Genomic DNA, 21227 nt, shown 5'->3' on the forward strand with positions numbered 1-21227 from the left:
TTACTATTCCTACTGCACTCCCATCATATCCCATGCCGTTATAATGCCAATTAATTTCTCACTTCTCTCCCCATTCTCTGTAATGAGCAGGGCATCCACTCGATTTCCTTTTTCCATATTATCCTTAAATAACTCAATGGCTTCATATATAGTCGCATGCTTTGCAATAAACTCATGATTGTTATCCTTCTGATAAGGCATAATTTGTTCGATTGCCACTTCTGTAATCGGTGTCTCATTATTTTCCGCTAACCATTTCGTTATCCCATTTTCTGTGACTAAGCCTATAAAATTCGCCCCATCGTAGATTGGAAATTTCGAATATCCCTTCTCCTTAACTGCCTGTAATAAACTGGATAAGGAATCTTCTTTATCAAACGTATGTACCTCTTTTTTAAACTGAGGAATGACAAGCTTTGGCTTCGTAATCTCCGCTTCTATCCTCTCGATTTGTTCCACTATGGAATCATGTGGCTCTGCTATTACCTGAACCGCGTCCACTCGATTATGAACAATCGCATTTCTTAGCTCCGCAAACTCTAATAAATCATCTTTATATCGCCTGATAACGGCATTATACTTTGTCAACATGCGGACAGCCTTGGAAAACCCAATCCCTTTATGACTATCTAGCTCACTATCTAATGCCTTATCTATTCTATTAAATGAGGTAATAAATCGATCTGAGTTTCTTGGCATAATACAATCTCCTTTATATCAAAGAAAATAAGCAATGCGGTTTAGGATATTTTCGTTCCATTTGCAACAGTTTCATCAGGAGCAAGTAGAATAACATCATCCTCGGTAGGGACGCCACCAAGCACTAATACTTCTGATTTAAATCCCGCAATCCTTCTCGGGGGAAAATTAACTACCGCAACAACTTGGCGCCCGACAAGCTTTTCAGGACTGTAGCGCTTGGTAATTTGTGCGGAGGATTGTTTCATTCCTAGTTCACCAAAATCAATTTCAAGCTTAATCGCTGGTTTCCTTGCTTCTGGGAAGTCCTCTGCCTTTAAAATAGTTCCTACTCGTAAATCAAGCTTCATAAAATCTTCTATTGTAGCCATATTCAAACCCCCATAAACTAATAATCCCCCATGTCATTACACGTGTACATGGAGGCTTTTTCTCGAGTTGCAGTATCATCTATTATGACTATTTTACAAGAGCTTATACTTTTGTCAAAGTAATTTATACTATTTAAGGGAATCGTAAGCATGTATTCTTTATTTTACGTTAAAAATATTATATCCTAGTAGTTGTGTAGGTTTAATTTCAAGGGGGATTTATTATGACATTAAATAAAGCATTAACCCTAGCAGGTTCTGATACAAGTGGTGGAGCAGGAATTCAAGCAGATCTTAAAACATTCCAAGAACATGGTGTGTATGGAATGAATGCTTTAACATCGATCGTAACGATGGAACCGAATGGATGGAATCATAATGTAACCACAATTGATGTAGATGTGGTGGAAAAACAATTAGAAACCGTACTATCAGTCGGAATCGATGCCATGAAGTCAGGCATGCTCGGTACGGTTGATATTATAGAGCTTGGTGCGAAGAAAATTAATGAGCACCAAATTGATAAATATGTACTGGACCCAGTTATGGTATGTAAAGGTGAGGATGAGCTTCTTCTTCCGGAAAATACCGATGCAATGCGTGAAGTATTACTTCCAGTATCTTTAGTGACAACACCTAACCTATTTGAAGCTTGGCAGTTAGCACAAACTTCTGGTCCGATTAAAACAATTGATGATATGAAGGAAGCTGCGACTAAGATTTATGAGCTTGGTGCGAAGAATGTTGTCATTAAAGGTGGACGTGCAATTCAACACGAAAATGCAGTGGATCTATTCTTTGATGGAAAAGATTTCACACTACTTGAAAGTGAAAAAATTGATACGACGTATAACCATGGTGCTGGTTGTACATTTGCAGCTGCGATTACAGCTAATTTAGCAAATGGTCAATCGGTAAAAGATGCGGTTACAAATGCGAAGAAATTTGTTTCTGCTGCAATTAAACATGGCTGGAGATTAAATGAGTATGTTGGCCCTGTCATGCATGGTGCGTATCATAAGTTTGAGGCGAATAATTAATAAGCCATATTTTATTTGGCTAAAAATGAAAGAGATTGGGACAAAAGAAATTATCTTAAAGTAAAAACCGAATGATGAGCAAAGACCACGCTCCGGAAATATACTTCGCTTTCACTTCCAGTACAGGGGCGACATCTGCTCGATAAAACCATCGCAGTGTCTACCTTGTACTTTATCACAGCATAAGTGCGACATCTGCTCGAAAAAACCTCGCAGTGTCTACTTTACCGCCGGGCGGCTGGTGAGCCTCCTCGTGCTACTTCTTTAGGGGTCTCAACCGTGCCCTTTCCTCCCGCAGGAGTCTACGTATATTTCCGGAGCTAGTATGGTGTATCATTCGGTTTTACATTTAATTCTTTTCGTTATGTCCCAATCTCTTATTTTTTCACTTCACTAATCCCTCGATGATTACCAGCGCTTCTAAGCTTCTTTCTCCATCATGATTGGTACTGGTTTCTTTGATGGTAGCATGTTAAAAAGAATGTTTAATACGATTGCGGTAATACTTCCTGCTACAATCCCATTACTAGTAATAATTTGGATACTTTCTGGTAATTTTGCAAATAATTCTGGTACTACCGTAACACCAAGTCCCATTCCTATGGAACAAGCCACGATCATAGAATTACCAGTTGATTTCGAGATTTCTTTACTTATCATGTTAATTCCTTGAGAAATAACCATGCCAAACATCGCAATACTTGCCCCACCTAATACAGCATTTGGAATAATAGTAGCCAATGCTGCAATCTTCGGTACTAGTCCTAAAGCAATTAAAATAACGCCAGCTACTACAATAACTTTTCTTGTCTTAACCCCAGTAATTTGCACGAGCCCTACGTTTTGTGAAAATGTCGTATACTGTAGTGCATTAAACAAACCACCAAGGAAAATAGCTAATCCTTCCGCACGATACCCTTTAGATAGATCTTTTTCTGTAATTTTTTTCTCTGTAATATCACTTAATGCAAAATAGACTCCTGTAGATTCTACTAGCGAAACTAACGCCACTAATGTGAGGGTTAGAATTGGTGCCCATTCGAATGATGGTGTACCGAAATAGAATAGCTCTGGTAAATGATAATAGGACGCTTCTTTTACCACTGTAAAATCTACTTTCCCCAGCATAGCCGCGATTATCGTTCCACCGACTAAACCGATTAAAATAGAAATAGAGCGCAGATAGCCTTTTGTAAAACGATACATGAGGATAATAAAAACTAATGTGCCAAATCCTAATGCAATGTTAAGCATGGAACCAAAATCTTCTGCATCCTGCCCTCCACCAAGGTTGTTTATCGCAACTGGAATTAACGTGACCCCAATAATCGTTACAACGGTTCCTGTTACAATTGGTGGGAATAAACGCACAAGCTTCCCAAAAATTCCACTGACTAATACAACAATCAAACCGGAGGCGATAATAGCGCCATACATCGCATTAATCCCATACTGACTCCCAATCGCAATCATTGGTCCCACTGCAGTAAACGTACACCCAAGAACAACCGGTAAGCCAATCCCGAAGAACCGGTTCGAGGCGACCTGAAATAAGGTTGCTACCCCACACATTAAAATATCAATCGCAACTAAATAGGTGAGCTGCTCTGGTGTTAGACCAAGTGACGAACCGACAATAAGTGGAACTAAAATTGCCCCCGCATACATTGCTAATACATGTTGAATACCTAGTGTTGCTGTCTTCATCCACTATTCCTCCCGAAAGGTAATTTGCTTATTTGCTAATGAATCAATGATAGCTAACGATTCAACACGAATACCCTGTTCTCTTAGCATATCACCACCAGGCTGAAACCCTTTTTCAATCACACTACCGATCCCTGCTAGTGTGCTTCCTGCTTGCTTAACAATGTCCACTAATCCTAGCGCTGCTTGTCCATTCGCAAGAAAGTCATCCAATACCAATACCACATCCTCATCGAGTAAATAATCCTTGGAAACTGAAATTTCATTCGTTTCCCCTTTGGTGAAAGAATGTACTTTGGCGATTAGTAAATTATCTACTAAGGTTAATGACTTTCGCTTTCGTGCAAACACAACCGGAACATGTAACTGAAGGCCTGCCATCACAGCAGGTGCAATCCCTGATGACTCAATGGTTAAGATTTTCGTAATCCCTTCTCCTTGAAATCGCTCCGCAAATTCTTTACCAATTTGCTCCATTAAGAAAGGGTCAATTTGATGATTTAAGAACGCATCTACTTTTAATACCTCATCGGACAATGCCTTCCCTTTTTCTATAATGGCTTGTTTCAGTAGATTCATAGACTTCTTTCCTTTCTGTTTAAAGCTAATGAAAAGTATTTTCCTATCAAAAAAGCTCGAAAACATTACTATGAAAAAAGTAATGTTTTCGAGCTAAAGGCTTGTCGAAAAATAGAATAAATATCCATTCATGTCCTGAATGCATATCATCCGGCTACTTTTCATAGTCAGCTCATTTACGGTAAGCTGGTAGAAACTTGCGAGCCATATCCCCGCGATTATATGAAAATAATATGAAATTGTTTATTAGTATACGAACAATTTTCGACAAAATCAATAGTAAATTTAAAATTAAAAGATTCAGATTTTAACAGATGACTTCAATGATAATGCTTGCATGGCTAGCAAAGCCTTTACTATCACACTTTCTCCTTATTCATCATTAACTATAGGTAAGAAAAGGAGAGGTCGTAATATGATTAGTGTTGACGTGATCATCTCTGGAATTATCGCTTTTGCATCGACCAACTTAGATGACTTAATCGTCCTGATGTCTTTATATTCCATGAGAAATAGTACCTTTAAAACTCATCATATCGTGATTGGTCAATATTTAGGGATTGGTCTATTAACATGCGTTAGTATCATCGCTGCTTTTGGTCTCCTACTGTTTCCCGAACACTGGATTGGTCTATTAGGACTTATTCCCATATTCATCGGAGTTCATATGTTCATGAATAATTTTCGGAATGCTAAATCAAGCGTAGTTGAAGGAGAAAAAGCAGTATTAAAGCTTCACCTAAGGAACTCTTTTTTTAATAATACTTTTCTAGTAGCGAGCATTACCATTGCAAATGGTGGGGACAATATTGGTATATATATCCCTTTCTTTGCGTTGTATTCTCTCTCCCAAATACTCGTCATTGTCGTTATCTTCAGTATCCTTATTGCGGTTTGGTGTTATATTGGCTTCAGATTAGCAACACTACCTATGATTAAAAAAGCCGTTGAAGAATACGGTGGCATCGTTATCCCATTTGTGTTTATCGGGATTGGAATTCATGTGATTGTCTCAAGCGGGACTTGGGAACACTTTCTTAGCAGATTGTAAACCGTAGGCATAAGAAAAAACTCCCACATTCGCTAACACTCTAGTGAATGTGGGAGTTTTCGAAACAGCCGTCTACTATCCATACCGCTTCCACACTTTCCGATAATCTACCCGACCATGATGATCCAACTCCAAATGGACATATTCACTATTCTTTGGCTGGTAGATCGTGTGCGAGCGATGTGTTAGAAAATAGAGAATGTGGGCTTCTTTTAAATATTCTTCAAGCTCAACATATACTTTCCAGCGAGAGAGATCATCAGGAAGCATCCTAATCCTCTCAATATACGAATGTACGGTTCTCTTTGTTTCCTCATCCAAAGAAGGGAAAACCGCTAATTCATTCGATTGCATCAACATGATTAAGGATAGTAATTTATCTTCAGATAGTGCAATGCCACCTACCACAACATCATATTTCATTAAAACATCCGGTTTGCATAGGTCTTTCACATTTAGAATATCAATGGTTGAAGCAATCCCTACACGTTTCAATTGTTCCTGAAAAATCAGTGCCTCCCTTTCATGATTTACCCCATCCCGGATTTCTTGAGCCGCAATGGTAAGGGTGATTTTCCCGTTAACATTAGTGGAGCAAGGTAGGCTTTCATCCTCGTCTTTTGCCATGCTCCGATAAGATAGAAAGCTATGTGCTACCATTTCATTCTCGAGACAAAACTCAGTTGGATTGATTAACTGACAAATCTGTTTTCTAACATGAATTTCCTTCATCAATGCACGGTTACAGTTTAATATAATAAAATCTGCTCCTTCTTCCACTTCCGTGTGTTCTTGCCATGATTCATCTGGTGCTCGTAAAAGAAGTGGATGAGGTGCTTCAGGTTGGAAATCATTTGTTTTAATCATTTCAATTCGATCAAGCCAAGGTCGTTCACGGTAATAGTCTGGAAATATATCGAGGCGTACCAGATTCTCGTCATGAACGGTCAATCGGTATGGACCAGAGCCTATTGGGTTCGTACGAAAATGGGATTCATCATCTAAAATCAATTCCATTGGAACGATCGATAGCTTCATCCCCGATAAATAACGAGGGAATAAATAGTCTACTTGATCTAAATGGAAAATAACGACATACGGATTAGGTGTATGAATCTCCTTGATTACCCTCATAATGACATGATTTTGAGGCAATCTTCCAATCGTATCCATTACATCTTTGCTAGTCAGCTCCCGACCATGGTGAAAACGGACACCCTTATTTAGATAAAATGTCCACCTTTTCCCATCATCTGACTCCCAATTCCTTGCAATTCTTGGTAGTAATGTTTCTGATTGAGCATCATATTCTACCAATCTATCAAATATTTGTTGGACTATATGGCTATCATGCCTGGAAAAAATATTCAATGGATCTAATGATAGATTGGTTTCGTAAAAAGGATAGCGTAATACATCTAGTTCTTCTTTTTCCTCTGTTTTCTTGAGGATTCCTAAATCTGCTTCAAACCATTGATTAAATAAATCTTGATACGTATGTAATGACCTCGCAAGTTCAAAGGCTGCACGATACTTTCCATCAACGGCGAGCTTTTTAGCCTCCTGAAATAATAACTGCTCTTCAGACAGGAGAATGGTGAGCTGAGGCTTCTTACCTCTCCCCTTATGGACATCCCACTTGATATCTCCCTGCTCCTGAAGTGACTTCATAACCGTTTTCGTATGTCTTTCACTACAATTTAACAAGTTAGCTAGATCCGCTATTGTCGTTTCCACTGGTGTAGCTAGCTTAAAATAGTTCATTAACACTTTTAAATGGTCCCGATATTTCATCCGTACCTCCTGGAAATCCTTCCCTTTTCTACCACTATAGCATTCTAACCAAAAAAGGTGAACTAATATTATTCTTTTTCTCACTTTTTATTCACCTTTTAAGAAGTTACGATTGTTTTTATGAAAGGGGTATGTAAATGGAAGCTCAAGCAATAAAACAACCAAAAGAACAAGCCTCACTTTGGCGTAATAGAAATTTCTTACTGATTTGGGGAGGCAATGCAATTTCTCACTTCGGCTTACAAATGTATACGCTAGCCATTCCACTATTAATCTATCAGCTTACACAATCTGCACTAGCTATGAGTACCATGCGAGCAATCGAGTTCTTTCCCAATATTATTATCGGCATGATCGCTGGGGTGTTAGTGGACCGATTTAATCGAAAAAGAATGCTTCAGTGGACAAGTCTCATTCAAGTTATGGCAATGGCCTTTATTGTTATCTTACTTTTTACAAACACGATTATGGTATGGCATTTATATGTATTTGGTTTTGTCCTTTCGTGTGCTGGGTATACATTTGGGAATGCGAATCATTCCACGATCCCGCAAATCGTCTCTAGGGAGCAGCTAACTTCTGCGAATGCAAAGCTCACCTTTGTTAGTACCTTAATAAGTATTATTGGTCCAGGTATCGCAGGAGCATTACTCGTTTTATTTTCCTTTACTTCCACATTAGCCATCTATACTTGCTGTTTATTGATTCTTTTTGCTTGCATGTGCTTCATGCAGATACCGATTAACCCGCAAAATACGGAACAAAGTAAAAGCTTTGGGAAGGAGATGAAGGAAGGCATTGATGAGTTGATACGGAATAAAATATTGTTAACACCGACCATTACCGTTTTGTTTATCAATTTTGCCTCAAGCCTTGTAATTGGGGTGCTAGTCTTTTATGTCACCGATCAGTTAGGTGCAACAGAAGATCAGATTGGACTTATGTTCTCCATTTCTGCCATCGGTGGGTTACTTGGTGCATCCGTTGTTAGCTGGGTTCGGAAAAAATGGGGTCGGGGTAATATTTACACGTTTTGTTTAGTATTTGATATTGTCAGCATGTTCAGCTTAATTATAGCACCCTCCTGGTGGACCATCGGTATTGCGTTAGGTATACGTACGTTTTCCACAACAATTTCTAATATTGTATACTTTACGATACGCCAGGAATTCACTCCGAATCATTTATTAGGTCGAGTTGCTGGAACATCGTCCATGCTAATGAAGCTAACCTTACCGCTCGGTTTAACGATTTCTGGATTATGGGCAGAATGGCTACCGATACCGATTTTATTTGCTATTTCTGGAACAATTATCTTGATTCTATTTGTTCGATTGTATTTTCATCCATTTCGAAAGTTGGTATAGAGTCAAGTTTGGAATCATAACTATCTAGCAAAAAAACGTCCAAGCGTAACATAGACCTTCCCTCTTGAACCGAAGAAGTTTGCAAGTAAACTTCTTCAGTTCAACCTACTTATCTACCAAAGGAAAGGAACATAACTTCAGCGATACACTGCACTAAGTTGTTTCAAAGGTGACTACTTTCCCAACGTGGTCTACTGAATCTTTGTTACCGAATGATTCAGGAAGCCCCTACCTCTTGTAGCTTCTCATTAATTTGTTTCAAATGATGGACATCATGCCGTAAAAATATCTTGGTAAAACTTTCTGTAGTAAATTGTCTTTTTCCTTTTCCAATGGTAAATTTCACATCTTCTCCAATGTCTAACATGCTTTTGATGAGTTGTTTGCGAGTGATAACAAAGAGGTCGATGATGGATTCTACGGATTGGCCTGTTAAATAGGAAAGGCCTTCTTCATTATGTGTATCATGGTCTGGAAACTCCCGTAGCTTTGCAGCTTGAGCCATGTGTGGGACCATTTCTTCTAGATTAAACTTATCCCAATAATATAAATGCCCGATAATTTCTCTTATTGACCATTTATCCTCACGAATTGGATTGGTTAAGAAAGAATCCTTCTGAGCCTTTAAAGCAAGTACCTTCGTTATCGTTTCTTCAAATTGCTGATATGTTTTCTTCATCCTCTTCCCCCCTATTAGATATATTATCTAGTATGCTACTGGATAAGCCGCTACCTCACAAGTAAGAGCTAATTCTTCCTTGTCTCTAACAATCTTTAACTGCACAGTTTGGTTGATCGCTTTACTGTTTACGAGTCTTTCAAAAGATTCATAGCCTAATACTTGTTCCCCATCCAATTCGATTACAATATCCCCTGCTAACAAACCCGCTTTGGCTGCATTAGAACCCTCTATTACGCTAACAATCTTAGTCCCTCCACCTACCATAGATGTATGGGTAACACCAATCCATGTTTGCCAAAAGTGTTGCCGATTATCCTGACCTGATTCATAAACCGCTTTCAAATTTGTTAAAAATTGCCCTGTTCCAAATAACATATTTTCTTTCGATGCTACGTCCATCTCGTTAATAAATGATGCTCGGTATTCGATACTCACTTTAATCCCGTTTTCTACTTTTTCTAGCTCCGTAATCGTAGTAAAATCTCCGTCTAAGCTTTGTAAAACAAAACGATTCATTGCCTCGATTTCCGTATACATTCCTTCTGAGGTTGCTCCCCATCCATGATTCATATATCCCTTCCCACCGACACGGAAGTCAATATTCGCTCCTTTCGTATACCAGCGGTTAAGATGTTCTGACTTCGTCAATGCATCCCAAACCTTTTCAAGTGGAGCATCTACTATTATTTCTCTTTTTACAGAATCTTGTACTCTAGCCATCCTTCATTTCTCCCTTTTCTACATATTTTTTCAAGCTAGCAAGCTGATCATCTAGTAGATCTCCGATGTAATGAAGCATTTCATGAAATGCCTGTTGTAACATATCACGGTTTAGGGTATACAGTCGGTATTTCCCTTGCACTGTTACGGTAATGATTTCTTCTTCCAACAGGATTGTTAAATGCTTCTTAATAGCTGGCTGAGAGATATCAAATGCTTCGACTATCTCCTTTTGTGTCAGGCTCTTATCTTTCAGTAGCTTCATTATCTCCCGTCTTGTCGAATCACTTAAAGCACGATAAACATCTGGCATCGTATCCCTCACCTCGAACATATAACCTAATGGTTATATTTAGTGTATCAGAAAAGGATTGAAAGCGTCAACCACATTGATAAATAATATAAAGAAACGATGGATTCAATATATGACAGAATAGCGCTCTACCGATTGGAGGATAGAGTAAAATGAAACTTGCTCCATAAGCCAAGTTTCATTTCTTAAGGGCTATAACCAATGTTTCGGTATATGTAGTGTAGCGGGTAGTTTCGTTCTAGTATCACCTTTAGCAGAATCAATCTGTGCTTGGGTGAGAAAAATACTCGACACTAAATTAGCACCACTAAAAAAATTCCATATGTGGCTTAGATTCCTTGTAATAAGCAATCCTATCCGATAATGTCCCCGTATGAAACTCAAATTTATGGCCGTCAGGATCGGTAAAATAAATCGACTTCTTATCACGAATATCTCGTTTTCTTCCTGGCAATATCGTTACATGTAGATCGGAAAGCTTTTTATAATAGGTCTCAAAGTCCTTCTCATCAATGGAAAAGGCAATATGGGTATAGGACTGATGAATCTCGTTACGGGGTATATCCTTTTCTTCATTTAATGCTAGCCATAAACCATTTAGGTCAAAATAAGCCGTCGTTCTGCCTTTAACGAGTAGCTTAGCATCGAAAACTTGTTCATAAAATGTAATCGACCGCTCTAAATCAGAAACGGAAAATAACACATGATTGATTCCTGACAGTTTCATCTTATTTCTCCTTTATCATCACAATGAATTTCATCTCACCACGATGGAACGCTCTAACTTTTACAAAACCAAATTTCTCATAAAGTCGGATTGCCCGCTTATTAAAATCTGCCACGGTAAGTCGCAAGCATTGGGGGGTCGTAGAAATGTCTTCCAAAATATAAGCGAAAAACGGTGTCCCGAATCCCTTTCCCGTTAAGTCTGGATGCATTCCTAACCCTATATCGACACATTCACGTTCATACGCCCCTACCTCATTTCCGGCAGGTACTTGTGCATCTTTTCCCGTACAATAAAAGCCCACCACCCTATCCTTAGATAGGATCGCTTTATAGGAGCTACTAGTTAATTCGATGATTGCATCACCTGAAAGCACATTATTATAGAGATCATACGGCTTCTCATATTTCCATTCCAAAATTTTAATTGCATAATGATCTGTCATTTTACTCGTCGTCAGCTCCACGTTGTCCCCTCACTTCTATAAGGTTAGCACCATATATTCCTCATCCAGATAAACATTTTTTACTTTTAATGCTTTCTCCTCTATTCCAAATGTTTCAAACCCTAAACGCTTATAAAGTGCCTTTGCCTCATGATTAACTGTCACAACCGCAATATTTATCCTCGTGATTCCTTCAATTTGCTTGGCTTGATTAATCGCCGCTTCCAGAAGTGCTTTTCCAACTCCCTTACCTCGATGGGAAGGAGTCACATATACCGCAAAAATATTCGCTTTATGCTGCAATTTGCGCTTCGTTTCTGGAACTAGTGACACTACTCCGACTAATTTCCCATTATCAAAAGCACCAAAATTATAGTGCTTCTGCTGAAATCTTTCCTCATAATGCTGAATTGGTCTGTCCTTCTCTTCCTCGAAACTTGCTGAAAAGGCCTCTGGGTTTTCTTGCAATGCCTCTAGGCGCAGCTCGGCATATGACTTAGCATCAGCAGGCTCTAGTATTCGAATCATGACGATCCACCCTCCAAATAATGTTCCTACTCTATAATTCTAGTTTTAACTCCAAAATCCTTTAATAGATTTTAATTCGTATTGGAAATATAAAAGCGCCCCTGTTGATATACTTCAGGATTTGCAGGGGCGCTTCAGGATATGAAAGGTATCTTTCAGGATGTAAAGAGCTTAGCTTCAGGATTTCCCTACAGCACTTCAGGATTTTAAGCAAGACGCTCGTAGTAGCTTAACCTAAGCTACTCAAATGCTCATGCACAAGCTTCCAGTTCCCATTGGAATCTTTGATAAAAACATTTGTAGCTCGCCCACTACCTTGTACAAACTTCCCATTTGCATATCCCTCATATTGATATGTATAAATACAAGTTGCTGTATTTTCCTCAGCTACAATCCATTCTATGTCTGTCGCACGGTACACTTCATCTTTAATCGTCTCCCATGCTTGTTCGAAATAGGCTTGAATCTCTGCAATAGATCGACATGTTTTATCAGAAAACCAATATACTGCATCATCTGCTAACAGTATGCTTACTTGCTGAAAATCATGTGTATTGGTTGCAGCAATATATGCTTCTAATGCTTGCTCATACCCCATTCTCTTTAGACCTCCACCTTCTCCATATCATGTAAATAGCGATGCACTAGTTGCACGATTTGGTTGATTTCATGTTTTCGTTCTGTTTTTGCAAATGTTTGCTTTAAGGATAACAGAACACTTTCAATTAAAAATTCCCTTGGACTATTTGAGGTTATCTCTTCCTTGAGAAACGTTAAATAGGCTAGGGTTTCTCCGTCTGCATGAACGATAAGCTGATCAATATCCTGTAGTAGAATGTCGAGCCTATCATTCGGGGGAATGTCATCTAGCTCTACTGAGAGCCAATTGTAATCAAAAAATGTCTCTCCTGATTCGACCTGTTCTAGAATAGCAGGCTTCAAGCGTTTTATAATAAACCGGATAACCCTTTCCGCCTCCAGTTCTTTGCTCGCTCCCATGTTCCACACATAAAGAAAATGATGGATCATCCCTGAAAGCATGACAGATTGATCGAAGGCATAATCCGGAATGCCTGGGGTATACACTTCACGAAGGCGCATGGCCAACCACTGCAATTCTGAACGAAATTGCTGGTTCACGTATTTCGTAATCTCTAGTTTGTCTACCTCCATCACACTATCGATTAACGCATGTATATGATACTTTCTTGTCATATCAATTCGAACAGCTACTTGTTTGATGAACACCTCTTCATCCTGTTTGTCTTTTCCTATGGCAAGCTCCATACGCTTTTGCTTGCCTTCCGCCTCTATGAATTCGATAATTGCTAATAAGCAATCCTTTTTAGAGGCAAAATAATTGTAGAAGGTTCCTTTGGAGATTTCAGCTTCATCAATGATGTCTTGTATACTAGTTGCCTGATACCCCTTTTCGATAAACAATCGATGCGCGGTGTCTAATACCTTCTTCTTTCGTTTCGTTATATTCAATTTAATCACCTAATTAATACGTTAGTATAGTTTCATTTAACTACAAGATTAGCCTTTTTTCAATAAACGGCAAAAGTGGAAATCTTTTCTTTACACTCTATTTACTAACAGGATGCAGATGAGACAAAAGATTTTTCTCAAAGGAAAAACCGAATGATGAGCAAGGGCCACGCTCCGGAAATATACTTCGCTTTCCGCGGGCGGCTGCCTGAGCCAGGCTACTACTTGATAATCTTCCTTGCTGCCTTGCACCGAGGAAGCCCGCTTCGTAGCTTTGCTAGTAGACAGGTGCATCCGGGGTCTCACCGATGCCTATCCTCCCGCAGGAGTCTACGTATATTTCCGGAGCTAGTAACTTGTATTACTTTGCTTCACATAAAATTCTGTTAGTTATATCACATTCCCTATTCGATATAGAAAGTAGGTAAAGTTCATGACAAATTCGATTAACCAGGAACAGAAAGCGCCTTATGGAATTATTGCCATTCTATTTCTTGGTGCCTTTGTAGCGATATTAAATGAACCCTTTTTAAATGTTGCATTACCCTCTATTATGGATGAATTTAGTGTAAGTCCTGCTACAGTGCAGTGGTTAGCCACTGGTTATATGTTAATTAATGGCATTCTAATTCCTGCTAGTGCATTTTTCATCCAGCGGTTTACGAATCGACATAAGAATAAAGAAACCCCTCACTTGCATGGGCAAGGAGGGGTTTTTAATTATAGCTAAACAGGACATTTCCATCCCGATCAATCACATCAAATGTAATCGAATATGTATCTTCAAATTCCTCTGGTAACAAATCAACAAAAATATGCTTTTTATTAATTTCTACCTGATTTTCATGTAATGTACCATCATCATTTTTAATTTTATACGTAACATGCTCTGCCTTTGGATAATGAAAAATACCGCCCCAGACGAGATTGATTGGTTCATCTGTATTCTCACCTATTGTATCCAAATGGACAAATTCGGATTTCCGACCGATATCAACAGCTACGTTAAACATTTCTGTCTTGTCTAGCTCATACCGATTAAATTTCGTTACTTCATATGTGGTTCTGTAAATATAAAAATCACCATTACTATCTTTGGAAAGAAATATAACGACCCCGACATCATCATTCTGATATAAGATCTCCGGTTTATCATATTTTCCAAACTCACTTTTACTAATCGCATCATAAAGAGTCTGAGATGAACACCCAACTAAAACCACAACGATGAACACCAAGATTGCTACTAACTTTCTCATTTTCTCCTCCCTGATACAAGACTTTTCTGTATAACCAGCACAATTCCATATGAAATATGGGAAAATTAGGATTTCATAATAGTATTCCAAATAATGCTCTTATATATAGACGTATTTGCAGGCGAAAAGGTTTCAAATTTTTGGAAAACAATTTAAAAAATCATATTTTTCCTCTGCTATAGCAATTGGGTCGTTATTAATTCACTTTCTAGTCTTATGAAATAGGAAGTGATCAGTACTCACTTCACTCCTTCTAGTAATGAGAGCTTTTTCCGTTCAAACTTTATTACGTCACTATTCTGATAGGTAAAGTGGTGCTCATATACGTTCTCATCCTGTAACAATTCAGATAAGAAATAGGATAAATTAGCAACACCGGTGTTCTCTGGGTGAAAAATCCAGTCGATTTTCTTCCAATCTAAGATTCCTTCAGCAGTTTTTATTGGTGTAGAGTATGGATAAGACTCTGGTACCTCTCCTACAAATGCATACATTCCACCGGTATAGGCGTTATCTACATCCCATGTTACTAATCCTTTAAACTGAATCTCCTCTAATACGATTCCCGTTTCTTCATGGATTTCCCTTAGAATACATGTCTCTGGAGATTCGCCCTTTTCTAGCTTCCCACCAACACCATTCCAGCTACCCATCCAGGAAGATTTCTCGCGGTTTAATAATAGAATTTCGTCACCACGCTGGATAAATCCGATTGTATATGGAAGCATTGCTATCTTCTCCTCACCTTAATGTTCAAGTTCCCTCCCCATGATAACATACGACTTACCATTTTCATTAGGAACAAAATTATCACGAATGCTAATCCAGCCTAATTTTTCATACAGTGTCCGTGCAGGAAGGTTATCCATTTGCGTAGTTAAGATAGCTGTTTCATTCATGACCTGCCCTGTTATCTCTGACAATATTGCTTCTCCAATTTTATTCCCCCTAAATGCCGGGTCGACTGCTAATTCAACTAATTCAAAGCAGTCTGCCAACCATCGTTTCTGTTCTGTAGTTGAAAGAGACTTTTTTAGAATGTCGTGATAATATTGCCCCTCCATGGAGGTGTATCCATAAGCTAAGCTAATAATTTCTTCACCAGCACTTGCTACAATTCCGCGAAACCCTGGGTAGGTGGCATGTCGTTTAAAACGGATTAGAAACTCCTCCGCACTTGTTCCCCAAATTTTACTATAAAGGCGAGCAATATGATTTATCTCCGGCTCATTAAACAGGATATTCCGAATCTCTATCATCATTTTTTCAACTCCTGTAGTTTGATCACCCCTCGTTCGATACATGTCTCAACATAGCCAACCATCTGTAAAAACGTAAAGACGCTTAATTCGGCATCGACATGTTCTTGCGGATAATCCATATCGCCTTTCAAATAAGGGATGAAGTTTTCGACATCGCTTACTTTTACTTCCTGCAAATCATGAATATGTTCAAGGGTCAGGTTATCTAATATACTAGCGTTTATATTGTACTGTTCAAGTAATTTTGCATTTAACAGACGAAAATCGCCATGATATTGTTCAAGGAGTGTCTGATCTTGATCCATGCGATTTTTTAGCCAACTAAAGTAAAAACCGTTCATCCAGACATCATCAGCTATTAAATGGGTGTAGTATCCTAATACATAGTCTGTTCGCTCGGGATATTGTTGCAAGAATGTATCGAATTCAATCGTAGTCGAATAATCCTTCTCCGAGCCCTTAAAAAAATGCGACTTATTTTTCGGATATACCGCATCAGGTGCAACTCCTCCGAGTAGAAAAGCCATCTGATTGTTAATCCCCATTTCCTCTGCGATTCTTTTGGCAATGATGAAGTGCATGATTCTAGATCCCATATAACCACTCCTTTATTGGCTTGTCTTCTCTAAAAATTGTTCTACAATTAGATTATATAGTTTAGGCTGTTGCATATGAGGCAGATGACCTGCAAAAGGTATGACGGAAACATGAATACCCTGGAGCTGTTTTGGGTATTCTACTGCACCAATCACCTCGAGTGGATTCTCCTCCCCAACTAGCAACATAGTTGGCATTTGTAAGCTTGATAAATCCCCTGTCTCCTGAAATGGATACCAATCCTCCGATTGAAAATCTTTTAATAAATTCAGCCAATCACCTTCATGGATTTCATTAAAATAATCTATGGCATCTTTGCTATTTGCTATTGTGTTTTCTCGATCCGTATCCTCTTTATTTAATTCTGCCCAGTTATCCGGTTTATGTGGCATAATCCCAGATAAGGTTAAGCTTTTAACCTTATCTGGATAACGCTTCGCAAAGACTAATCCAACCATTGCACCCAAAGAGCTACCTACAATATGAGCATTTTCAATCGTCAGATGCTCGAAGGTTTCCTTCAAATCAACTGCTGCGTTTTCAAAGTAATTTTTCACATGATTTGTCACAGACTTTCCATGCCCACGTAAATCAACCTGAATGACCCGATACCTTTGACTAAAATATTTCTTTTGTATCTGAAAATCAGTTTCACTTGTTTGCAGTCCTTGGTGAAGAAACAGGATCGCGTCACCTGTTCCAGTTGAAACGGTATGTAAAATCATCGCCTATATTTCTCCTTTCTGATAAGTAATGGATACGGGGTGTTTTGGTAATGACAGGGTGTGAAGTACTTCCATTGCATAGCTACTAGTTGTATCGAATTCTCCCTCTACATACTGGTAGCCGCTGCTCAGAGCATACTCAAGCTGCTTCACAACTAGCGATGGGATGATAGCAATACTTGGCTCATCGAATGCACCACACCAACCTAATTCCACCATGTCATCCCTCTCTGCTTCATGTAGAAAGGAATAGGCCAGAATTTTTTCTTCGTTCGGGTCTAAGCAGACAAAGCTACCTGAAGATAGTAAATCCTCAGGATATGTAAGATTTCTCCATTTAGTAAGTTCCATTGTTACGACTGGATTTACAAGATGAGTTTCCTCATAGTTTCTTTTTACGAGCGCTACAAGCTGATTGGCTAGCTTAGCATGAGGAGTTACTTCATCTAGAGGTTTGACCACCTGATTAGTCGGAATAGCGAAACTAGCATGATCCTTTAATACGTTAATTCTCGGTAAATAGGTTTTTCGGATAATCGTGAACAGATTGTCCAGATAAAAAGCATGTAACCGATCGTTCTCATCCACTATGGTTTGTAAGGGATAATCTTGTTGTTCAAGATGCCTTTCTAACTCTGCAAGTAAAGCTTTAGCAGCCTCCGTATGATGAGCCATACAAGTAAAATAGGTACAATTCGGATGGAAGCTACTTTTCCAAGCCATTATCATGCCGTTTATTTCTCCCTGACTGTAAACCAAAAAGACATGCTTATAGGTAGAGTGTCTTATTCGGTGTAATATCTCGCTATCCTCATCCAATGCGGTGATAAAATTTATCAACTGTAATTCATCGGACGGCTGATAGCTTTTCAGTTTATATGTCATCTGTTATACCCCTTCTGTATTCATGAATACAATTCGAAAGCCATCTGGGTCATCGATAGTGACTCCACGTTCCTTCCAATATAGGTTCTCTGGCTCGACTTCCGGGTAGCCCATCTGTTCAAGTCTATTTTTCAATACGAGAATCTCAGCCTGATTGGGAATATAAAATACTAGTAAATTATCCTTCGTTGGCGCTGGACATGGAGAGCCATCGACATGCTTGGTAAACTCGAGATGATAGGAAGCATCTGGAATGCCTATGATAACTCCTGTATGGCCTCTATGCCCTTCAAATTCCGTTATCCGCTGAAGCCCTAATCCTTGCTCATAGAAACGAATGACCTCGTCAAATTTATCGGTTGGCCTTGCAATTCGAACTTGTACTGCTGTAAAATGAGTGAATTTCATTTCTTCCCCCTAAGCAAAACTATCTCCTGAAACGATATGCCAGTGAAGATGCTTCGATTCTTGATACTCTCCTAGGTTCGTGATGACTCTACAAGCACCATATTCATTCTCTACTTCACGTGCAACCTGTTGAATAACCTCTAATAAATCATGCAATATTTCTTTATCCTCTTCGTCTATCCTAGTTAATGATGGGATATGCTTCTTTGGAATAGCAACTATATGGACCGGGTAGAACGGACGCGTATGATAATAAGCTAAAACACGATCTGTCTCGCAAACCTTATCCACCTTTGTCTTCCCACTGAGTACCTCTTCACAATAGAAATCATGCATATGAACTCCCCCAGGCTATAAAAAATATAAATTTTATAAACATTATAACATTTACTATGATAGGATAGAGACTAAAAGGGAGAGTTTTTCCATAGAGATTGTAAAAAATCCGTGAATCCAAGCCATTTATTAATCGTCAAGTATGTACCAAATCAACTAATTTAGTCAGTATCATGGAATATTGGGGTGAAGTTTAATGAAAACAGAGGTATTAATTATTGGTGGGGGACCAGCAGGAGTAGAAGCTGCACTTGTGGCAAGTCATTATTCCAATCAGGTGACACTCGTTTCCAATACTGCAGTTGGCGATTGGAAGGCAGGCTATACGAATATCTTTTTAGAACAAATAGAGGAAATCAACAGAACACGTTCCTTTTCCAATCCTAAATTTCATCGTATTTACCAGGATTGGCTAGCCCATCAGCAGGACTTATTACAGAAAGCAAATGTTCAACTGGTACATGGTCAGGCATCCTTCCTAAATGAAAGAACCATCAATGTTATTACCCCTTCGAATCATGAATTCTTGCTTACCAGTGAAAAAATAATTATTGCTAATGGGTCTCGTCCTATATTCCCAGAAAACATGAAACCTAATGGACGAAATATATTTTCCTATCAAAATCTAATGGAGATGAACAGTCTCCCTGCTTCTATTATCATTATTGGAGACAGTCCAATCGGCTATGAGGCTGTGAATTTATTTAGACAATTAGCGGTTAAGGTGACTTGGTTACTTCCTGAACAGGAAAACCCATTATTGGATGACGATATCATTAGCTACATGCACGCCCTTTATCAAGATTCTGGGGTAATAATTGAACGAGGGCCTTGGATAACCGAGATACGTGATGGAAATAGCAGTGTTACAGCGATTCGTCAAGACGGTGAAATCTTTGAAGCTGAAGCAGCATTTCTTACTTTAGGTTTTCGTTCCAATCTGGACACATTGGCAATAGAGAATGCTAATCTACTGCTTAATAACAATGGAAGTGTGGATTGCAATATGCTAGGTCAGACAGCTAGGGAATCCATTTACATTGTTGGTGATGCAGAAGGAGCGAATTCCTTAACTGCAGTACAAGCGAAAGCGATGGCAAGAGCGGCGGCATTACATGCGGTAGGACAGGATACTGTAATTCCAGACATCCTTCCTTTTTCATTTAATGAAAATCCTCAAATTGCGACAATCGGTGAATTTCGAGCAGATGGAGAGGATCTAGATTTCCTTAAAACACCTTATCATACGAAGAACTTTAAAGCCTTCATGGCCAATCAGCGGGAAGGATTTCTCAAGATTGTTTGGGATAGACAGCATGTGATTAAAGGGGCATCCTGTATTGGTCATCAGGCAAAGGATATCATTGCATTAATTGGATGGATGATTCAGCATCATCTCACCATAGAGGATGCGGAGCGTTTCATTGGGCCACACCCGTCTGCTGCTGAATTACTAGTTAGTACATTGAGAGAAGTAAAATTTGAGTAACATTTATAGAACTATCAAAGGGATCGATATCATCATCGTTTCCCTTTTTCTAACTTATGATCTACCGGACTACAATTAGTGGAATATATTCGTATAAAGCATCCAACTTGTCACAAAATAAACTCAAAGCATGTATCTTTTTATTTTGGAGGATTACGATGGGTAAAGACCAATATTGGGATGAAATATATAACGTTCGTGATAAGCTAAACGCTGATTTAATTTCCTATTGGAAAGAATTCTCTTTTCTAGATGATTGGCAATTTTGGCTTGTGCTTGCTTTATTAGTATTGCCATTAGTGTTGTTATATGTTTATGTAGATCGGACTCGGATATTTGAAATATTATTTTTTGGTTTTTGTGTACATATGCTGTGGACGTATACAGATACGTTATTAGGCTTTACTTCTTTATTCGTCCATCAATATTTTATCGTTCCCCTTTTGCCATACGCTTTAAGTATGACATCATCCGTATTACCTGTTGGCTATCTTTTCGTCTATCAATATGCTACAAATCACGGTAAAAATTTTTATCTGTATGCCATATTGGTTAGTGCTGTATTTGCCTTTGTATTTTTACCAATCGAGGATTTTATGGGACTGTCTGAGTTTAACAAAGGGATGAATATGTTTTACCTTTTTCTTATCGATTTAGCGATTGCATTTCTATCTTATTGGCTGACATTGTTTGTTAAGCGATTAAGTAAGGAAAGATAAAGAAAGGTTCGAATCGTACAGCTAGCAGTGTTG

The 21227-nt window shown here is 38.7% G+C and carries 26 protein-coding genes, 2 pseudogenes and 1 riboswitch; of the genes and pseudogenes, 6 read left to right on the forward strand and 22 right to left on the reverse strand.

Translation table 11 applies throughout. The features are described from left to right. Positions 1–9: 9 nt before the first annotated feature. Together AAIB49_RS08615 and csaA are read right to left on the reverse strand one after the other, a co-directional pair. Complete coding sequence (locus AAIB49_RS08615; protein WP_339216184.1) at positions 10–699, reverse strand: CBS domain-containing protein; 690 nt, start codon at positions 697–699, stop codon at positions 10–12. A 41-nt stretch (positions 700–740) separates the two neighbouring features. Further along, positions 741–1070: a chaperone CsaA gene (gene csaA, locus AAIB49_RS08620; RefSeq protein ID WP_339216186.1), complete on the reverse strand. Its 330-nt coding sequence runs from the start codon at positions 1068–1070 to the stop codon at positions 741–743. 224 nt (positions 1071–1294) lie between these two features. Between csaA and pdxK the strand changes: the two genes are divergently transcribed. Further along, positions 1295–2110 carry a pyridoxine/pyridoxal/pyridoxamine kinase gene (gene pdxK, locus AAIB49_RS08625; RefSeq protein ID WP_339216188.1) on the forward strand — a complete coding sequence of 272 codons (816 nt, stop codon included), beginning with the start codon at positions 1295–1297 and terminating at the stop codon, positions 2108–2110. Positions 2111–2530: 420 nt separating this feature from the next. Here the strand turns inward: pdxK and AAIB49_RS08630 are convergent, their stop codons facing one another. Beyond that, complete coding sequence (locus tag AAIB49_RS08630; protein ID WP_343457823.1) at positions 2531–3817, reverse strand: nucleobase:cation symporter-2 family protein; 1287 nt, start codon at positions 3815–3817, stop codon at positions 2531–2533. Positions 3818–3820: 3 nt separating this feature from the next. Next, complete coding sequence (locus AAIB49_RS08635) at positions 3821–4396, reverse strand: xanthine phosphoribosyltransferase (protein WP_339216192.1); 576 nt, start codon at positions 4394–4396, stop codon at positions 3821–3823. Positions 4397–4540: 144 nt separating this feature from the next. After that, positions 4541–4642, reverse strand: a riboswitch (purine riboswitch). Positions 4643–4811: 169 nt separating this feature from the next. On the opposite strand from AAIB49_RS08635, the gene AAIB49_RS08640 reads away from it, so the two are divergent. Continuing rightward, complete coding sequence (locus AAIB49_RS08640; protein WP_343457824.1) at positions 4812–5447, forward strand: cadmium resistance transporter; 636 nt, start codon at positions 4812–4814, stop codon at positions 5445–5447. A 75-nt stretch (positions 5448–5522) separates the two neighbouring features. Here the strand turns inward: AAIB49_RS08640 and AAIB49_RS08645 are convergent, their stop codons facing one another. After that, positions 5523–7241, reverse strand: a complete 1719-nt coding sequence (locus tag AAIB49_RS08645) for an ABC transporter substrate-binding protein (protein WP_343457825.1) — start codon at positions 7239–7241, stop codon at positions 5523–5525. 137 nt (positions 7242–7378) lie between these two features. Between AAIB49_RS08645 and AAIB49_RS08650 the strand changes: the two genes are divergently transcribed. After that, a complete protein-coding gene (locus tag AAIB49_RS08650) occupies positions 7379–8608 on the forward strand; it encodes an MFS transporter (protein WP_339216198.1) in 1230 nt (409 codons plus the stop codon). Positions 8609–8825: 217 nt separating this feature from the next. On the opposite strand, the gene AAIB49_RS08655 is transcribed toward AAIB49_RS08650, so the two are convergent. The 9 genes and pseudogenes from AAIB49_RS08655 to AAIB49_RS08690 all read right to left on the reverse strand — a co-directional run bounded on the left by AAIB49_RS08655 (position 8826) and on the right by AAIB49_RS08690 (position 13514). Continuing rightward, positions 8826–9287: a DinB family protein gene (locus tag AAIB49_RS08655; protein ID WP_343457826.1), complete on the reverse strand. Its 462-nt coding sequence runs from the start codon at positions 9285–9287 to the stop codon at positions 8826–8828. Between the two features lie 27 nt (positions 9288–9314). Continuing rightward, positions 9315–10010: an SRPBCC domain-containing protein gene (locus AAIB49_RS08660; RefSeq protein ID WP_339216202.1), complete on the reverse strand. Its 696-nt coding sequence runs from the start codon at positions 10008–10010 to the stop codon at positions 9315–9317. Beyond that, positions 10003–10323, reverse strand: a complete 321-nt coding sequence (locus tag AAIB49_RS08665; RefSeq protein ID WP_339216204.1) for a metalloregulator ArsR/SmtB family transcription factor — start codon at positions 10321–10323, stop codon at positions 10003–10005. The genes AAIB49_RS08660 and AAIB49_RS08665 overlap by 8 nt, the downstream gene beginning before the upstream one ends. A 192-nt stretch (positions 10324–10515) precedes the next feature. Then, positions 10516–10632 (reverse strand): annotated as a pseudogene (locus tag AAIB49_RS19985) (pentapeptide repeat-containing protein); the annotation flags it as partial. Next, positions 10631–11050: a FosM family fosfomycin resistance protein gene (fosM, locus tag AAIB49_RS08670; RefSeq protein ID WP_339216206.1), complete on the reverse strand. Its 420-nt coding sequence runs from the start codon at positions 11048–11050 to the stop codon at positions 10631–10633. The pseudogene AAIB49_RS19985 and the gene fosM, both read right to left, overlap by 2 nt. Before the next feature lies 1 nt (position 11051). Further along, the gene (locus AAIB49_RS08675) at positions 11052–11516 is read right to left on the reverse strand and encodes a GNAT family N-acetyltransferase (RefSeq protein WP_343457827.1); all 465 of its coding nucleotides are present in this window, start codon (positions 11514–11516) and stop codon (positions 11052–11054) included. Positions 11517–11531: 15 nt separating this feature from the next. Next, positions 11532–12023 carry a GNAT family N-acetyltransferase gene (locus AAIB49_RS08680; RefSeq protein ID WP_343457828.1) on the reverse strand — a complete coding sequence of 164 codons (492 nt, stop codon included), beginning with the start codon at positions 12021–12023 and terminating at the stop codon, positions 11532–11534. A 229-nt stretch (positions 12024–12252) separates the two neighbouring features. Then, a complete protein-coding gene (locus AAIB49_RS08685; protein ID WP_339216212.1) occupies positions 12253–12621 on the reverse strand; it encodes a YybH family protein in 369 nt (122 codons plus the stop codon). A gap of 5 nt (positions 12622–12626) precedes the next feature. Beyond that, complete coding sequence (locus AAIB49_RS08690) at positions 12627–13514, reverse strand: TetR/AcrR family transcriptional regulator (RefSeq protein ID WP_339216214.1); 888 nt, start codon at positions 13512–13514, stop codon at positions 12627–12629. A 433-nt stretch (positions 13515–13947) separates the two neighbouring features. Here AAIB49_RS08690 and AAIB49_RS08695 point away from each other — a divergent pair. Continuing rightward, positions 13948–14184, forward strand: a pseudogene (locus tag AAIB49_RS08695) (MFS transporter); the annotation flags it as partial. 46 nt (positions 14185–14230) lie between these two features. Here AAIB49_RS08695 and AAIB49_RS08700 read toward each other — a convergent pair. The 8 genes from AAIB49_RS08700 to AAIB49_RS08735 all read right to left on the reverse strand — a co-directional run bounded on the left by AAIB49_RS08700 (position 14231) and on the right by AAIB49_RS08735 (position 18986). Next, positions 14231–14773, reverse strand: coding sequence for a hypothetical protein (locus tag AAIB49_RS08700; RefSeq protein ID WP_343457829.1), 543 nt, complete (start codon positions 14771–14773; stop codon positions 14231–14233). A gap of 239 nt (positions 14774–15012) precedes the next feature. After that, a complete protein-coding gene (locus tag AAIB49_RS08705) occupies positions 15013–15501 on the reverse strand; it encodes an NUDIX hydrolase (protein WP_343457830.1) in 489 nt (162 codons plus the stop codon). Between the two features lie 18 nt (positions 15502–15519). Next, positions 15520–16035, reverse strand: coding sequence for a GNAT family N-acetyltransferase (locus tag AAIB49_RS08710; protein WP_343457831.1), 516 nt, complete (start codon positions 16033–16035; stop codon positions 15520–15522). Further along, the gene (locus AAIB49_RS08715) at positions 16032–16631 is read right to left on the reverse strand and encodes a zinc dependent phospholipase C family protein (protein WP_339216222.1); all 600 of its coding nucleotides are present in this window, start codon (positions 16629–16631) and stop codon (positions 16032–16034) included. The genes AAIB49_RS08710 and AAIB49_RS08715 overlap by 4 nt, the downstream gene beginning before the upstream one ends. A gap of 12 nt (positions 16632–16643) precedes the next feature. Then, positions 16644–17357: an alpha/beta fold hydrolase gene (locus tag AAIB49_RS08720; protein WP_343457832.1), complete on the reverse strand. Its 714-nt coding sequence runs from the start codon at positions 17355–17357 to the stop codon at positions 16644–16646. Positions 17358–17360: 3 nt separating this feature from the next. Beyond that, a complete protein-coding gene (locus AAIB49_RS08725) occupies positions 17361–18242 on the reverse strand; it encodes a GNAT family protein (protein WP_343457833.1) in 882 nt (293 codons plus the stop codon). A gap of 3 nt (positions 18243–18245) precedes the next feature. Next, positions 18246–18650 carry a VOC family protein gene (locus tag AAIB49_RS08730; RefSeq protein WP_343457834.1) on the reverse strand — a complete coding sequence of 135 codons (405 nt, stop codon included), beginning with the start codon at positions 18648–18650 and terminating at the stop codon, positions 18246–18248. A gap of 9 nt (positions 18651–18659) precedes the next feature. Next, entirely contained in the window at positions 18660–18986 is a 327-nt protein-coding gene (locus AAIB49_RS08735; RefSeq protein ID WP_343457835.1) for an HIT domain-containing protein, read from the reverse strand. Between the two features lie 196 nt (positions 18987–19182). On the opposite strand from AAIB49_RS08735, the gene AAIB49_RS08740 reads away from it, so the two are divergent. Together AAIB49_RS08740 and AAIB49_RS08745 are read left to right on the forward strand one after the other, a co-directional pair. Beyond that, positions 19183–20475, forward strand: coding sequence for an FAD-dependent oxidoreductase (locus AAIB49_RS08740; protein ID WP_339216230.1), 1293 nt, complete (start codon positions 19183–19185; stop codon positions 20473–20475). A gap of 158 nt (positions 20476–20633) precedes the next feature. Continuing rightward, positions 20634–21194, forward strand: a complete 561-nt coding sequence (locus AAIB49_RS08745; RefSeq protein ID WP_343457836.1) for a hypothetical protein — start codon at positions 20634–20636, stop codon at positions 21192–21194. Positions 21195–21227 lie beyond the last annotated feature (33 nt).

The sequence above is a fragment of the Ornithinibacillus proteolyticus genome (assembly GCF_039581225.1).
In the GTDB taxonomy this organism is placed as follows: domain Bacteria; phylum Bacillota; class Bacilli; order Bacillales; family Amphibacillaceae; genus Ornithinibacillus; species Ornithinibacillus massiliensis.

What these genes read in the sequence shown, in the direction of transcription:
- AAIB49_RS08745 (WP_343457836.1), top strand. Translation starts at nt 20,634, where the DNA reads ATGGGTAAAGACCAATATTGGGATGAAATATATAACGTTCGTGATAAG.
- AAIB49_RS08655 (WP_343457826.1), bottom strand. Translation starts at nt 9,287, where the DNA reads ATGAAGAAAACATATCAGCAATTTGAAGAAACGATAACGAAGGTACTT.
- AAIB49_RS08640 (WP_343457824.1), top strand. Translation starts at nt 4,812, where the DNA reads ATGATTAGTGTTGACGTGATCATCTCTGGAATTATCGCTTTTGCATCG.
- AAIB49_RS08615 (WP_339216184.1), bottom strand. Translation starts at nt 699, where the DNA reads ATGCCAAGAAACTCAGATCGATTTATTACCTCATTTAATAGAATAGAT.
- AAIB49_RS08740 (WP_339216230.1), top strand. Translation starts at nt 19,183, where the DNA reads ATGAAAACAGAGGTATTAATTATTGGTGGGGGACCAGCAGGAGTAGAA.
- AAIB49_RS08665 (WP_339216204.1), bottom strand. Translation starts at nt 10,323, where the DNA reads ATGCCAGATGTTTATCGTGCTTTAAGTGATTCGACAAGACGGGAGATA.
- fosM (WP_339216206.1), bottom strand. Translation starts at nt 11,050, where the DNA reads ATGAAACTGTCAGGAATCAATCATGTGTTATTTTCCGTTTCTGATTTA.
- pdxK (WP_339216188.1), top strand. Translation starts at nt 1,295, where the DNA reads ATGACATTAAATAAAGCATTAACCCTAGCAGGTTCTGATACAAGTGGT.
- AAIB49_RS08645 (WP_343457825.1), bottom strand. Translation starts at nt 7,241, where the DNA reads ATGAAATATCGGGACCATTTAAAAGTGTTAATGAACTATTTTAAGCTA.
- AAIB49_RS08630 (WP_343457823.1), bottom strand. Translation starts at nt 3,817, where the DNA reads ATGAAGACAGCAACACTAGGTATTCAACATGTATTAGCAATGTATGCG.
- AAIB49_RS08730 (WP_343457834.1), bottom strand. Translation starts at nt 18,650, where the DNA reads ATGAAATTCACTCATTTTACAGCAGTACAAGTTCGAATTGCAAGGCCA.
- AAIB49_RS08715 (WP_339216222.1), bottom strand. Translation starts at nt 16,631, where the DNA reads ATGGGATCTAGAATCATGCACTTCATCATTGCCAAAAGAATCGCAGAG.
- AAIB49_RS08700 (WP_343457829.1), bottom strand. Translation starts at nt 14,773, where the DNA reads ATGAGAAAGTTAGTAGCAATCTTGGTGTTCATCGTTGTGGTTTTAGTT.
- AAIB49_RS08705 (WP_343457830.1), bottom strand. Translation starts at nt 15,501, where the DNA reads ATGCTTCCATATACAATCGGATTTATCCAGCGTGGTGACGAAATTCTA.
- csaA (WP_339216186.1), bottom strand. Translation starts at nt 1,070, where the DNA reads ATGGCTACAATAGAAGATTTTATGAAGCTTGATTTACGAGTAGGAACT.
- AAIB49_RS08735 (WP_343457835.1), bottom strand. Translation starts at nt 18,986, where the DNA reads ATGCATGATTTCTATTGTGAAGAGGTACTCAGTGGGAAGACAAAGGTG.
- AAIB49_RS08680 (WP_343457828.1), bottom strand. Translation starts at nt 12,023, where the DNA reads ATGATTCGAATACTAGAGCCTGCTGATGCTAAGTCATATGCCGAGCTG.
- AAIB49_RS08710 (WP_343457831.1), bottom strand. Translation starts at nt 16,035, where the DNA reads ATGATGATAGAGATTCGGAATATCCTGTTTAATGAGCCGGAGATAAAT.
- AAIB49_RS08685 (WP_339216212.1), bottom strand. Translation starts at nt 12,621, where the DNA reads ATGGGGTATGAGCAAGCATTAGAAGCATATATTGCTGCAACCAATACA.
- AAIB49_RS08650 (WP_339216198.1), top strand. Translation starts at nt 7,379, where the DNA reads ATGGAAGCTCAAGCAATAAAACAACCAAAAGAACAAGCCTCACTTTGG.
- AAIB49_RS08720 (WP_343457832.1), bottom strand. Translation starts at nt 17,357, where the DNA reads ATGATTTTACATACCGTTTCAACTGGAACAGGTGACGCGATCCTGTTT.
- AAIB49_RS08635 (WP_339216192.1), bottom strand. Translation starts at nt 4,396, where the DNA reads ATGAATCTACTGAAACAAGCCATTATAGAAAAAGGGAAGGCATTGTCC.
- AAIB49_RS08725 (WP_343457833.1), bottom strand. Translation starts at nt 18,242, where the DNA reads ATGACATATAAACTGAAAAGCTATCAGCCGTCCGATGAATTACAGTTG.
- AAIB49_RS08660 (WP_339216202.1), bottom strand. Translation starts at nt 10,010, where the DNA reads ATGGCTAGAGTACAAGATTCTGTAAAAAGAGAAATAATAGTAGATGCT.